19 protein-coding genes are annotated in these 12,712 nt (G+C 64.6%); 15 read left to right on the top strand and 4 right to left on the bottom strand.

Annotated features, from left to right (window positions below; genetic code table 11):
* The first annotated feature begins 6 nt into the window (after positions 1-6).
* From F1542_RS03505 to F1542_RS03545, 9 genes are all read left to right on the top strand, one after another.
* Positions 7-1,131, top strand: coding sequence for a baseplate J/gp47 family protein (locus tag F1542_RS03505; protein WP_193731837.1), 1,125 nt, complete (start codon positions 7-9; stop codon positions 1,129-1,131).
* Positions 1,124-1,750: a hypothetical protein gene (locus tag F1542_RS03510; protein WP_193731838.1), complete on the top strand. Its 627-nt coding sequence runs from the start codon at positions 1,124-1,126 to the stop codon at positions 1,748-1,750. The genes F1542_RS03505 and F1542_RS03510 overlap by 8 nt, the downstream gene beginning before the upstream one ends.
* Positions 1,750-3,426 (top strand): hypothetical protein, encoded by a 1,677-nt coding sequence (locus F1542_RS03515; RefSeq protein WP_193731839.1) that lies wholly within the window; start codon positions 1,750-1,752, stop codon positions 3,424-3,426. Before F1542_RS03510 ends, F1542_RS03515 begins: the two co-directional genes overlap by 1 nt.
* A 21-nt stretch (positions 3,427-3,447) precedes the next feature.
* Complete coding sequence (locus tag F1542_RS03520) at positions 3,448-4,020, top strand: hypothetical protein (protein ID WP_193731840.1); 573 nt, start codon at positions 3,448-3,450, stop codon at positions 4,018-4,020.
* Positions 4,021-4,095: 75 nt separating this feature from the next.
* Positions 4,096-4,515: a hypothetical protein gene (locus tag F1542_RS03525; protein ID WP_227672449.1), complete on the top strand. Its 420-nt coding sequence runs from the start codon at positions 4,096-4,098 to the stop codon at positions 4,513-4,515.
* Positions 4,512-4,937, top strand: coding sequence for a structural protein (locus F1542_RS03530; RefSeq protein WP_193731842.1), 426 nt, complete (start codon positions 4,512-4,514; stop codon positions 4,935-4,937). Before F1542_RS03525 ends, F1542_RS03530 begins: the two co-directional genes overlap by 4 nt.
* Before the next feature lie 153 nt (positions 4,938-5,090).
* Positions 5,091-5,486, top strand: a complete 396-nt coding sequence (locus F1542_RS03535; RefSeq protein ID WP_227672450.1) for a hypothetical protein — start codon at positions 5,091-5,093, stop codon at positions 5,484-5,486.
* A 273-nt stretch (positions 5,487-5,759) separates the two neighbouring features.
* Positions 5,760-6,338, top strand: a complete 579-nt coding sequence (locus tag F1542_RS03540) for a hypothetical protein (protein WP_193731843.1) — start codon at positions 5,760-5,762, stop codon at positions 6,336-6,338.
* Positions 6,335-6,511: a hypothetical protein gene (locus F1542_RS03545; RefSeq protein ID WP_193731844.1), complete on the top strand. Its 177-nt coding sequence runs from the start codon at positions 6,335-6,337 to the stop codon at positions 6,509-6,511. The genes F1542_RS03540 and F1542_RS03545 overlap by 4 nt, the downstream gene beginning before the upstream one ends.
* Before the next feature lie 95 nt (positions 6,512-6,606).
* Here the strand turns inward: F1542_RS03545 and F1542_RS03550 are convergent, their stop codons facing one another.
* Positions 6,607-7,497 (bottom strand): DMT family transporter, encoded by an 891-nt coding sequence (locus F1542_RS03550; RefSeq protein WP_193731845.1) that lies wholly within the window; start codon positions 7,495-7,497, stop codon positions 6,607-6,609.
* A 60-nt stretch (positions 7,498-7,557) separates the two neighbouring features.
* Between F1542_RS03550 and F1542_RS03555 the strand changes: the two genes are divergently transcribed.
* Positions 7,558-8,520, top strand: coding sequence for an MgtC/SapB family protein (locus tag F1542_RS03555; protein ID WP_193731876.1), 963 nt, complete (start codon positions 7,558-7,560; stop codon positions 8,518-8,520).
* 24 nt (positions 8,521-8,544) lie between these two features.
* On the opposite strand, the gene F1542_RS03560 is transcribed toward F1542_RS03555, so the two are convergent.
* Together F1542_RS03560 and F1542_RS03565 are read right to left on the bottom strand one after the other, a co-directional pair.
* Positions 8,545-8,889, bottom strand: coding sequence for a DUF952 domain-containing protein (locus tag F1542_RS03560; protein ID WP_193731846.1), 345 nt, complete (start codon positions 8,887-8,889; stop codon positions 8,545-8,547).
* A gap of 60 nt (positions 8,890-8,949) precedes the next feature.
* Positions 8,950-10,086 carry an MFS transporter gene (locus F1542_RS03565; RefSeq protein WP_227672451.1) on the bottom strand — a complete coding sequence of 379 codons (1,137 nt, stop codon included), beginning with the start codon at positions 10,084-10,086 and terminating at the stop codon, positions 8,950-8,952.
* 235 nt (positions 10,087-10,321) lie between these two features.
* Between F1542_RS03565 and F1542_RS03570 the strand changes: the two genes are divergently transcribed.
* Positions 10,322-10,753, top strand: coding sequence for a hypothetical protein (locus tag F1542_RS03570; RefSeq protein ID WP_193731877.1), 432 nt, complete (start codon positions 10,322-10,324; stop codon positions 10,751-10,753).
* A gap of 66 nt (positions 10,754-10,819) precedes the next feature.
* Entirely contained in the window at positions 10,820-11,152 is a 333-nt protein-coding gene (locus tag F1542_RS03575; protein ID WP_227672452.1) for a hypothetical protein, read from the top strand.
* Positions 11,153-11,284: 132 nt separating this feature from the next.
* Here the strand turns inward: F1542_RS03575 and F1542_RS03580 are convergent, their stop codons facing one another.
* A complete protein-coding gene (locus F1542_RS03580) occupies positions 11,285-11,446 on the bottom strand; it encodes a hypothetical protein (protein WP_193731848.1) in 162 nt (53 codons plus the stop codon).
* A 348-nt stretch (positions 11,447-11,794) separates the two neighbouring features.
* On the opposite strand from F1542_RS03580, the gene F1542_RS03585 reads away from it, so the two are divergent.
* Genes F1542_RS03585 through F1542_RS03595 form a run of 3 tightly spaced genes read left to right on the top strand, consistent with a single transcriptional unit; the run spans position 11,795 to position 12,711 of the window.
* Positions 11,795-12,049 (top strand): hypothetical protein, encoded by a 255-nt coding sequence (locus F1542_RS03585; RefSeq protein WP_193731849.1) that lies wholly within the window; start codon positions 11,795-11,797, stop codon positions 12,047-12,049.
* A 41-nt stretch (positions 12,050-12,090) separates the two neighbouring features.
* Positions 12,091-12,354, top strand: a complete 264-nt coding sequence (locus F1542_RS03590; RefSeq protein WP_193731850.1) for a hypothetical protein — start codon at positions 12,091-12,093, stop codon at positions 12,352-12,354.
* A gap of 39 nt (positions 12,355-12,393) precedes the next feature.
* Positions 12,394-12,711: a multidrug efflux SMR transporter gene (locus tag F1542_RS03595; RefSeq protein ID WP_193731851.1), complete on the top strand. Its 318-nt coding sequence runs from the start codon at positions 12,394-12,396 to the stop codon at positions 12,709-12,711.
* Position 12,712: the final 1 nt, after the last annotated feature.

Below are 12,712 nucleotides of genomic sequence, written 5' to 3' on the forward strand. Positions count from 1 at the left end.
GCCCGCTTGGCCATAACCTTCCAGTCATTCAAGACAACGCTGGGCAACATGGTGGCGGCGGCGCAGGGCGCATGCCCATCGCTGCTGGACCTGAATGTCGGGTCCGCCGGCCGCGCCATGCTTGAAGCCGTCGCGGGGCTGGGGCTTTGGTTCCAGTTCATTGCGCTCCAGATCCTCTCGCGCACGCGCCTTGCGACCTCCATCGGGTCGGACGTGGACAGCTTCGTCGAGGATTTCGGCCTGACGCGTGAGCCGGGCACGGCAGCCACCGGCACGGTCACGTTCACATCCTTCACCCCCGCCAGCCAGTCCGCCACCATTGCCGTGGGCGCCACGGTCAAGACGGCATCGAACCTGATCTATGACGTGGTGGAGGACAGCACCAACCCGGCCTGGTCGGCTGCCGACAGCGCCTATGTCCGGCCTGCGGGCACGGCGTCCGTCACCGTGCCGGTGCAGTGCGAGACAACCGGCAGCACCGGCAACGTCACGGCGGGCGCGATCTGCCTGCTGGGCACCGCGGTTGCGGGCATTGACACCGTCACCAACGCCGCAGCCCTGACCAATGGCAGCGATGGGGAGACGGACGCCGCCCTGCGCACGCGCTTCGTGGCCTATATCAACAGCCGGTCCAAGGCGACGGTGGCGGCGATCGAGAACGCGGTGACGGATGTCTCCGCCGACCTGATCTACCAGGTGGTGGAGAACGTGGACACGTCCGGCGCGACACTGCCCGGCAACGTGGTGGTGTTTGTCGATGACGGGTCGGGCGACGTGGCCGACAGCGTGATTGACGCGGTCTATACGGCCGTCGACGCCGTGCGCCCGGCGGCCGTGTCCATCATGGTGGTGCGGCCCAATGTGGTGAGGCCGCCTGTCACCATGACCATCAGCGTGAACAGCACCGGCAACCTCGCCACGATCGAGGCCACCATCAGCACCAACATCGCAACCTATCTGAACGGCCTCGCCATCGGGGATGCGGCCAGCTATTCGCGCCTGATCCAGATTGCCTATGCCGCCAGCACGTCGGTCACCAACGTGACCGGCGTGACGCTGGCGGGCGGCACGGTGGACCTGCCCGCAATCACCGGCACGGCCTACCGTGCGGGGACGGTGTCCTTTGGCTGATGTAACGCAGAACGGCTTTGCCCTGCGCATCCGCAGGCTGCTGCCGACCGGGTGGTTCCCCGCAGCCCCCGCAGCGGGCGAGGCGGAACAGGCCCCGGTGCTGAACGCCCTGTTGCAGGGTTTCGGCTGCGTGTTTGCATGGATATGGGCCATGCTGGCGGGAACGGCGGACCAGACCCGTCTGGCCACCATGGGTGGCGCGTTCCTGGACATGTTCGCGGCTGACTTCTTCGGCACGCTGCTGACCCGCAACCCCGGCGAAAGTGACGATGCCTTCCGCGCCCGGATCGAGGAAGCACTGTTCCCCTCATTGGGCACGCGGCCCGACGTGGTCAACACCATTGCCGATGAAGTGGGCACCGCAGGCCGCGTGATCGAGCCGCGCAATGCGACCGATTGCAAGGGCATCGCCAGCATGGCCAGTCCGGCCACTGGCGGCGGCTACGGCTATGGCGTGTCCGCCCTGCGCTACGGATCACGCGGCGCACCCTTCCAGCTATTTGCCCAGTTGCCCACCGGCGACACCAGCCCGCCCGCAACACAGACACTGGACCGCATGGCCGATGTGATGCCCGCAGGCACCATCGCGTGGGTTCAGGACGTGGAGACCCTTGGATAATGGACAGACAGATCGTCTACCCCGCGCAGATCCCGCTGGACAGTGACCAGCTGAACGCGCAGCGCAATGCGTATGTGGGGCTAGGCCAGCTTGCGGCCATGGCCTATGGCTGGGCCACGGTGGCCGCCAGTGGCTTTGCCTGCACGCCGGGCAGCGGGCTGGCACTGGTAATCGCCCCCGGTTCGCTGCTGGCCCCCGGCGTGGTGGATGCATCCGCCTATGGCACGCTGGCCGCCGTCGCCAGCCAGCTTGTGCGCCAGTATGCCAGCCGTGATCCCGTCACGCTGACGGTGCCGGGGGCAGGGGCGACCTACAGCGTCTATGTCACGCCCGCCACGGTGGATACGGATGATACCGTGCTGCCGTTCTATAACGCCGCCGACCCGGCCGTGACCTATGCTGGTGCTGACAACAGCGGCAGGACCGCGCCGACCGTGCGGCAGGACGTGGCGCAGCTAAGCATTGGCACGACGGTGCCCGCTGGCGCGTATGCATTGTGGACCGTGACCGTGCCCGCCGGTGCGACAGCCATCACGGCGGACATGATCGCACAGGCCGATGGCGCGCCCTTTTATGAAACCATTCCCCAGCTGCAGGCCAGTGACGCCGCGGAAACCGCACGGGCAGAGGCGGCGGAAGCCGGAAAGGTCTCCGGCACCTTCGGCATGTCGGGCGAGGATGCGCAGGTGCAGTCCCTGTTGTGGGGGCAGGCAACAGACGGTTCGTGGCGTCCATTGATCGGGTACGGGGATGTCATCGCTGAGACACAGTGGGACGCCGTAGCGCTGTATTCCGACATAGTGACCGTAACCGCAAGCATCAACACGGTACAGAGCAACCTTACTGCAGCCGTAACCAGCCTGTCGGACACCATTTCCACCGAAACATCGCGTGCGGAGACCGCAGAGGCAACCAAGGTCTCCGGCACCTTCGGCATGACGGGAACAAATGCGCAGGTGCAGTCCCTGTTGTGGGGGCAGGCGACAGACGGTTCGTGGCGGCCGCTGATCGGGTATGGCGATGTCATCACCAACACGCAGTGGAATTCTCTGGCGGTTTACTCCGACATCACTACGCTACGCACGGCGCATGGGGTCGTTACCCTCACCCCCGGCACGACATCATGGACTGTGCCAGCCAACGTTTACTCCATTGATGTCGAAGCACGCGGCGGCGGTGGCGGCGGTGGTGGCGCTACAGGAAAAGGCGCAGGAGCAGGCGGCGGTGGGGGCGGTTACTGCCGTGGGCGGTTTTCTGTCACTCCCGGTCAGGAAATAAGCCTGTCAGTTGGCGCAGGTGGCACGGCCTCATCTGGTGGCGACGGCACGCTCGGCGGAGCCACGACCATTCTGGGAATGACCGCAGGCGGTGGCGGCGCAGGCGGAGCCGGGGCGAACGCGATTGACAGCGTGTATGGTGGGGCCGGCGGTTCTGCTGCCGGTGGCGCCGTGAACCAGCCCGGTTGTGCCGGGCAGGGCGCGACAGGAAACAGCAGCCTGTATGTCAGTGGTATGGGCGGGGCATGTTTTGGCGGCGCTGGCACCATGTTCGTTTCACAGAATACTGGCGGTTATTCCGGTGCCTTTCCGGGATGCGGTGGCGGCGGTGGCAGTTCACTGTCAGGCTCCTATCCCGGCGGTTCCGGTTCCGACGGCCACATCATCATCCACTGGTAACGGCATAAAAGGGACATCCAGATGACCGACACGACCACGACCACGACCACGAATACGGCCACGGCGGCACAGAACTACATCCTCTACCGGACCGTGGACCTGATGTACCAGCCGGGTTACAGCTACCCCGAGGGCACGACCCCAACTCCCCCGGCTGCGCAGGTTTCCGCCGCCAGGGGGCTGGTTGTCTCCACCCAGTCGCTGACCGGCCTTACTGGCATTGTTGTGCCTGACGGTTTTGCCTATGCGCTGGATGCGGTGGGGAAATACCCGACTGGCAGCCTCTACACACCCTCCACGGCCTACACGCTGGCCGGTGCGTCCGTGGCGACGGCCGGGGCGGCGCTGGCACTGACCCTGACGCCAGACAATGACGGACCGGGCACGGATACGACCGTCACACTGTCCGATGGCGGCGCAGGCGGCACATTCTCGCCCGCGACCGTGACGTTCGATGGATGCACGAATACGGCGCAGACAGTGACCTACACTCCAAAAGACGCCGGGGCCGTCACCATCAGCGCCACGAATGATGGCGCCCTGACCAACCCGGCCAGCCTGAATGTCACGGTTGCGACTGCCGCCACGTCCTGACCGATCGGCTGAAACCTGCGCCTGCCCGACCGCCCGTGAGGCGGTTTTTTTATGAGAAGATGAATGAGCGAATACATGACACCGACCGTGCCCGGCGGGCAGGCCGCATCCATACGCTGCGCCACGGCCGAGGAAATGGCGCAGGTGCGCGAACGGCTGGCGAAGGTCGAAGGCGGCCACGACAACCTGCGTGACGGCCTGAACACGCTGTCACGGCAGTTTTCCGACCTCAGGCGCGACCTGACCCGCACCGTGTCCGAAAATGCCGCGCAGACGCGCCGGGAAATCATGGAACGCGTGGACGACATGACCGACACGGCCACCGCCCGCGATACCGAAATATCCGGCAGGCTGGCGCGGATCGAGGGCGGCCTGAAACTGACATCATGGGTGACCATGACCTTCATCGTGCTGGCGACCGGCCTGCTGGGCTGGGGGCAGATTGGCGATGCGGCGTGGTCGTTGTGCAAGCGCGCGTTCGGATACGGACCATGACCGGGCAGCTTCCCCGCGGCATCCGCAATAACAATCCCGGCAACCTGGATTATGTCGGCCAGCCTGGCGCGCATCTGGAAACCGGCGTGGCGGAACCGCGCTTTGCCGCTTTCCCTACCATGGCGGATGGTATCCGCGCCCTGCGTGACCAGTTGCTGCGCTATGCCGAGCGCGGACTGACCACGGTCGCAAGCATCATATCGGTCTATGCGCCACCCACCGAGAACGCGACCAGCGCCTACATCGCCAGCCTGTGCCGCCATATGGGCGTGCAACCCCAGACCGTTCTGGACCTGCGCGATGCCGCCACCATGCGGGGGCTGATTGAAGGCATCGCCACCATGGAGAACGGGCCGGGACATATCGGCCCGGCGCAGATTGCCAGCGCGCTGAATGCCGCGCCCGGCACGGCGGCCGGGTGAGCGGCCATGTTTCCCCCGCATCATGACACGGCACGGGCAACCACCGCTCGCACCATGCCCGACGCACGGACGGGCTGATATTTCCAACCCCGGGGACAGGCGACATGGGCCGGTGGCCGGTCGCCGGGTTCCCGCAAGGCAGTGGGACATGACATGACCATCAACCGCAAATTGTGCGCCGTGCTGGCGACACGCAACCATGTCCTGTCGGGCAATACGGCCAGGCTGGGCGGTCTTGGGGCCTTTGTCCTGTTCGTGCTGGACGCGGTGCCGGAACAGTACACGCTTTATGCCGCGGTCTTCGTACTGGCCTGTTCGGCCGTGTCCGCACTGGTTCCACCGCCCCATGCCGGCAGCCACTGGGCGGTGGCGTATCAGGTCATCACCACCATCGACCTGAACATCGGCTGGGCTGAAAACCACTTCAAGCCGGGGCAGTCGGGCGTGCGCGTGCCGCTGACGGACAAGCCCGCGGCCAAGCAGGCCGTGGCCTCGGCTGGTATCCCGGTCCTGAATTACAGGGGCCAGCCCGAAATGCCGACAAAATAGGGGAAGACAGCCCCGGCGCTAGGTGGATGGCCGATGCAATCCGGGGCTGCCTTGACGATCATACGCAACTTCAAGGCAGAAATATGTCGCGAAGTGCAATAAACGCCAGCCGCATCCCGCCACGCCCGACATCCGGGGCGCTGGCCCGACGCGGGCAGGACACAGTCCCGGCCATGGATGGATGACGGGATCAGCCGGGACTGCCCGCACAGGCTGCACATTTCCGCCGCATGCGTCACTGACGCCGCGCAATTGCCCGAACGGAGCCTTTTCATGCATATCAGTTTTTCCCGCCGGTCCCTGCTGCGCGCCGGGGCCGGAACGCTGGCGACTGGCTGGCTTGCGGCCTGCACGGCCACGAAATCCGGCAAGGTCACGACCATCACCCTGAACGTGGCCGAGGTCGTGGATTACGGCAATGCGATCCTGTCCTTCGCCAGCACGGCCATCAACGTGTCATTCGTAGCCAGCGCCATGGGCACGGCCAATCTTGCGCTGGCCAGTACTGTCATCTCGTCGTTGAGATCCGCGCTGGCTGCGTTCCAGTCCGCCGCCGGGTCCAGCACATCCGTCAGCTATGACAGCACCAGCGTCAGGGCGGCCTTCGACAGCATTCTTGCCGATGTGGAGAAGATCGACACGCTGATCATCGCGGTCATCACCGGCACGGCGGCCAACCTGTCCAGCAGCGTGGTGTCCGAAGCCAGGACGGCGGCCGGGGCGGCGGAAACGCTGATCGACCTGCTCAAGGCCATGGCTGACCTGTCCGGCACGCGCCTGCGTGGCGCATCACCGCAGGGCGGACAGGCCGCAATCGGGCGGATCGCCATTTTCGTGGCGGCACAGCCATGACCACCCACGCGCTGGCCGGTACGGGGCTGTTCGTCAGCGGGGCTGTGTTTTCGCAGGTGCTGGCGTTCGGTATCGCGGCATGGCGGGCCATGCGGCGCAGGCGGCAGATTGCCGAGATACTTGGCCCGCCCGTGCCGGACCCATCTGCCATCAGGCCATCGCGCAGACCATAAGCAGGTTTTTGGTGACGCTTTGAAAGAGTGCCGCCTTTTTGAAACAAGGCGGCACCCGAAACCCTTCATTCATTCACAATTTATTTTCAGCTGCGTCAGGATGTGGCGTCAGGGCTGCGTTTGCGCGCGGGCAGCCGCAATTCGCTGGCTAGCACCCCCGCCACGATACACGCGGCCCCCGCCACCGATGTCGCGGGCAGCACATCACCCGCGATCCAGCCGACAATGCCACCCCATACCGGCTCACCCGCGTAAATGATGGTGGCGCGGGTGGGGGAAACCGCTTTCTGCGCCCAGTTCATGGTCAGCTGGATCATCACGCTGGCCGCACCCAGCCCCACGCCACCCGCAATCCATGCCCATGAAAAGGCGGGCAGACCTTCACCCATGACCGGCATGGCCGCCAGCGCCAGCACGCCCGTCACCACCAGCTGCACCACCGTAATGCGCCGGCTGTCGCCACGACCGGCAAACCGGCCGATCAGGATGATTTCCCCCGTCGTGGCCACCGCCGCCAGCAGGGTCGCGCATTCACCGGGGCCAAAGCCGCCCGACGCGGCCCCGGTACCCGACAGCAGCATGAGACCACAGAAGGCCAGCCCGATGCCCACCCAGCTCATCAAATGGGGGCGGCGGCGCAGCACCACCCATTGCGCCAGCGGCACCATGGGCACGTACAACGCGGTCAGGAACGCGGAACGGCTGCTGCTGATGGTCCGCAGCCCGTATGTCTGGCTGGCATAGGCCACGCACATGCACAGCCCGATGGCCATGCCTGCGCGGATTTCCGTCGCCGTCACCCCCCGCAGCGCGCGGTGGAACACGGCAATCCCCATAAGCGAGGCGGTGCCAAAACGCACGCCCACGAAAAACAGCGGCCCGCAATACTGCTGCACCAGATGCACCGCCAGGAACGTGCCCCCCCAGCAGAAGGTCACGGCCATAAGCGCCACCTCCTGCCGGGACACGCGGATCAGCGATGACATGGCCCGCGTCCCTTCCTGCTGGTGACCGGGGCGTGCGCCCGATGCGTCATGAACATCTCCATGGGGTTTTTCCCGCGCCGGGCAGCGACCTGCCCGGCAATGCCTTGCTTTTGTTTCCATACTGTTGTGACCCGTGCGGCGCGCGCAGGCAACCCCGCCCGCGCCTGCCGTGTTGATGGCATGACACACCGCCATGACAGACAGGGACCATGGGCACGCATGACCATACAGCCATCATTCACACCGGCGACCGTGGGGGAGGGATGGCTGCAGCTGGGGGAACTGGCGCTGGCGTTCGTGCTGTCGGCGCTGGTGGGGCTGGAGCGGGAGTTCCGGCAGAAAAGCGCGGGACTGCGCACCTATACGCTGGTTGGGGTGGCGTCGGCGCTGTTCATGCTGGTATCGAAATACGGGTTCAATAACATTCTCGACAGCGGGCGGGTGGTGCTGGACCCGTCACGTATCGCAGCACAGGTGGTGTCGGGCATCGGGTTCATTGGCGGCGGCGTGATCTTCATGCGCCGCGACGTGGTGCGCGGGCTGACCACGGCGGCATCCGTGTGGCTGACGGCGGCGCTGGGCATGGCGTGCGGGGCGGGCCTGATCGCGCTGGCGGTCGCGACGGTCGTGGGCCACTTCATCATCATGCTGGGGTTTCCACGGCTGTCGCACCTGGTCCCGCGTGACCATGCGGCGCGGTCGGCGGGGCTGTTCATATCCTATCCCGACGGGCGGGGGCTGCTGCGCGCCATCCTGATCCGCTGCACGCAGCTGCGCTTCACCATCCACCGCGTGCGCATCGAACCACCGGCCGGCGCAACCGCTGATCCCGAGGCATTGCAGGACCTGCGCGACCGCCAGCATAACACCACGGCACCCCCGGACCATGACGCCCACGCCACGGTCACGCTGTTCATAAAGGTGCGGGGAAGGCGGCCGCTGTCGCACCTGGTGGCGGCATTGTCGGATATTGACGGCGTGATGGGCGTGGAAACCGAGGAAGCCGACAACGACCCCGACTGAATCCCTGGCCTGCAGCCGACGGGATCAGACCGGCAGGTCCACCCCGCCATCAGCCGTGCGCGCCACCGGGGCGGTGGCCACCACCGCGCCCACGGGCAGGGGCGCATACAGGTGCGGGAAAAGCTGCCCCCCGCGTGAGGGTTCCCAGCGCACCACCGCCGGGTCCAGCAGGGACAGGTCCACCGCCACCAGCACAAGCCCGGACTGACCGCTGAAATGCCTGTCCAGCGTGCCCGCCACCTGTGCTGCGGCCGACAGGTGGATGAACCCGTCCGCGATATCGGCCGGCGAACCTGAAAAACTGCCCGCGCGGGTCAGGGCGTCATGTTCACCGGATGTCAGGATTTTATATACAATGCGATCGGTCATGGGGTCTTTCCTGTCTGCACGGCGCGACCATAGGCCATGGGCGTGGCCCCGCCAACCGGGTCAGCGCGTGGCCTGCCGTGCGTAATGCCGCCCCGCGCGCAGCACCCACAGCGCCACCAGCGCGATGCCGACACTCCACCCCAGTATGGCGTATGACCCGGCGGTGGACAGCGCCACGCCGCCACACAGCGCGCCCGCGCCAATGCCGGTATTGAACCCGGTCACGCAGAAGGAGCATGCGGCCTCACGCTCATCCGGGGCCAGTTCGATGGCGTAGCTCTGCGGTGTCAGGTTCAGCAGGGCCGCGACCACGCCCCAGATCACCATGTCCACCCAGACCAGCCCCGGCAGCCACCCCGACGCCACCAGCAGCCCATGGCAGAATACCATGGCGATGATGGACAGCCCCATGGTCCTGCCAGCCGACCACGGCAGCCGCCCGCCGGCCCAGTTGCCGCCAATGCCCGCCACGCCATAGACCAGCAGCAGTACCGGCACCAGCTTTTCCGGGCTGCGCGGAATGTCGTGCAGCAGCGGGATGATGTAGGTATAGGCCGTGAAATGCGCCATGATGACCAGCATGGTCAGCACTGCGATATAACGCAGCAATGGCTGGCGCAGCAGCACCATGATGTTAAGGTGCCTGCGTTGGGAGGGCAGCGGCGGCAGCAGCGCCAGCAGCCCCGCCATGACCACCAGGGCCGCCACCCCGCATATGATGAACGCCGCCCACCAGCCCAGCCACTGCCCGATGGCCGACGCCATGGGAATGCCACAGGCAAACCCCATCGCCACCCCGGTAAACGCCAGCGCCGTGGCGCGGGTGACCGGCAGTTCGGGCGCCAGCCTGACCGCGACCCCCGATATGATCGACCAGAAAATGCCATGCCCCAGCGCCAGCATCACGCGCAGCACCGCCATGACCGCGTAACTGCTGACGAACGCGCACGCAATGTCCACCACGCCCGCCAGCGCCAGCAGGCCCGCCACCAGCACGCGCCGGTCCATGCCCGATGTCAGCAGCGTCAGCGGAATCGCGGTCAGCGCCACCAGCCACGCATACCCCGTGACCAGCATGCCGACCGAGCCGTCGGACACATTCAGCCCATGGGCGATATCCGTCAGCAGCCCGATGGGCAGCACTTCGGTCACCAGCCAGATGAATGCCCCGATCGAGAGCATGCCGATACGCATCATGAGCACGGACACCACAGTGGATTGACAACAGGCGCGACACCGTGCGCGCAGGCAGCGGCGTGTCCGGCCGCTTTAGCCCCATCGAAGCGTTACGAAAAGGGGATGATCATGAAATCGTACCGGAAAAGGACGAAAGGGGCTGGCTTTTGGCGTCACGACACGGCACCCTGTCGCCATGCAACCGCAGTAAGCCGCGTCGTACGCGGATATTCAGAACAGAGGTCCAAGCGTCGTGATGCGCCCCCAGAATGACAATTCCAGTCCGGCCGTTCTGCATTTCCCGCGCCGCAACATTCTTTCCCCGCGTGAGGCCTCGCATTACCTTGGTATCCGCCCGTCCCACCTGTGCATCATGAAATGGCTGCGCTGCGGGCCGAAACCCATCTCCATCAACCGCCAGACACTCTATACCGAAGCGGAACTGCGCGCTTTCCGCCTCGGGCTGCTCCAGGCGGTGGGGGTGGGGGAACAGGACGGCCCCTACCGCGAAATGCACGGCCACGCCCCGTCACTGACGGCGGGCGAGGAAGGCGGGACGGGGGAAAAACCCGCGACCGACCCGCTGCTGGTGCTGCTGTCAGCCAACCTGATCCGGCGGCGGGCGCTGGGGGTTTCCCTGTGGGGCATGCTGCTGCTGGGCATTGGCATCGACCTGATCCTGTTCTGACCCGCCCGGCCGCCTGACGCGGCGCAAAGGGCAGGGGACAGGGCACAAAAAAAGGGGCGTCCCGGCATGGGACGCCCCCCCTTTTTGCGCTACGATGGCTGCAGATTACTGCTGCTGGCCTTCGTGGTCATGATCGTGGTCGTGCTCGCCGTGCTCACCACCGTGCTCGCCGTGTTCGCGATCACCATGTTCGCCGTGCTCACGGTCACCGTTTTCGCCGTTCTGGCCGTTTTCTTCATGGTGCTTGCCATGATGCTTGCCGTGGTGTTCACCGTGGTGCTCGCCGTGGCGGCCCTGTTCGTTGTTGTCTTCAGCGTGGGCGACAACCGGCAGGGACAGACCAAGGACTGCAGCCAGGAGAAGGGACTTTTTCATGTATTTAATTTCCTACTTTACTAATCGGGTTTTAAAAACCTGCCATTGCCTTATAAAATAACAACCAGCGACAAGAAAGCCTGTACCAGTAAATTATTTGTAACAGAATGCATCATACCCGCGGTTACTACGGGATATTATTGCGGATACGATACATCATGCCTCCTCATGCACGTAACCGTCATCGGGATGCACATGGGATGCATCCTGCGTGCGGACATAGCCGCGACGGTTTTTCCATGCATGGATCAGGGCTTCGCGCCATTCTTCATGTGGCTCTTTACGGGGTCTGGGGGTGGAGACGGCTTGCGTATTCATGATCCGGAAACCTCCTGATAAGGAGCCAGCACAGGCGCGGGCAGGAACAACCTAACAAAAACAATGGGCCATGAATGTGATGATTGTATGAATCTCCGATCACCGCTACGCGATCATCATGCTGGTTGAACGGGTGGCATACGCGCAATGATTACTGATAAATTAATCCCCCCGATTAAAAAAATCCGTGCATACCTGAATTGCACACGGAAATAATTCCTGTTCCATAAACGATTACCAATGAATTCCTGATAACAGGCACTGGTGGTATCTTTTTGTAACAATGCACGCCCTTTCATCTTCCGGGCAATTCTACAATGTTACCACTTTGTAACCCGGAGAAACATCATGAAACGTACACTCATGTTCGTGCTGGCGCTTGGCGCATCGCTGCCGGTCGCCGCACAGGCCCAGTCCTTTTTTGGCAACCATGAAGAACACCGCGAAGGCCGTGAAGGCGGCTTTGGCGGTGAGCATCGTGAAGGCCGCGAAGGTGGCTTTGGTAATGAACGCCGTGAAGGTGGTTTTGGCGGCGAACACCGTGAAGGCCGCGAAGGCGGTTTTGGCGGTGAACACCACGAAGACCACCACGGTCGTCGCTAAAACAGCCGTTTCCGTTTGACGGACTGTTCAGGGGAAGGGCCATGCCGGTCCTTCCCGTCCTGCCGCCCGGCATGTATCCGTGCCGGGCGGCAGGCATGAAAGGCGTATCCGACCCGGCCGCCCCGCCATACGGGGATCCGGTGGGACCGGATGCGCCTTTCGCGCCCACGCAGATGCCGCCAGCACGGCGGACATCGGTAACAACAGGCATGATCGGGACCGCGCCACCGGCGGCCCGTCATTTAATCGTCGTGGTCCAACACCGGCGTAATCCCGCTGTCCATGGCGGCGACCATCTGCCATGATGGGGAAATTCCGGCCATCGTGGCCTGGTGGAGATCATAATGGCGTGGATTGCCCTGATCGTGGCGGGCGTGTTCGAGATAATATGGGCAACCGCCATGAAACAGTCGGAGGGTTTTACCCGCCTGTGGCCTACGGTTGTCACACTGGTGGCGGTGGCGGTCAGCTTCTGCCTGCTGCTGTGGTCCATGCGCACCCTGCCACTGGGCACGGCCTATGCCGTATGGACGGGCATCGGGGCGGTCGGGGCCTTCCTTGCCGGTATCGCGATTTTTGGTGAGGCGGCAAGCCCGGCCCGCATCATCGCGGCCCTGCTGATCCTTGCCGGGCTGGTCATCATGAAATCCGCCACGCCGTGAT

This window comes from Komagataeibacter sp. FXV3 (assembly GCF_015155755.1).
Taxonomy (GTDB): domain Bacteria; phylum Pseudomonadota; class Alphaproteobacteria; order Acetobacterales; family Acetobacteraceae; genus Komagataeibacter.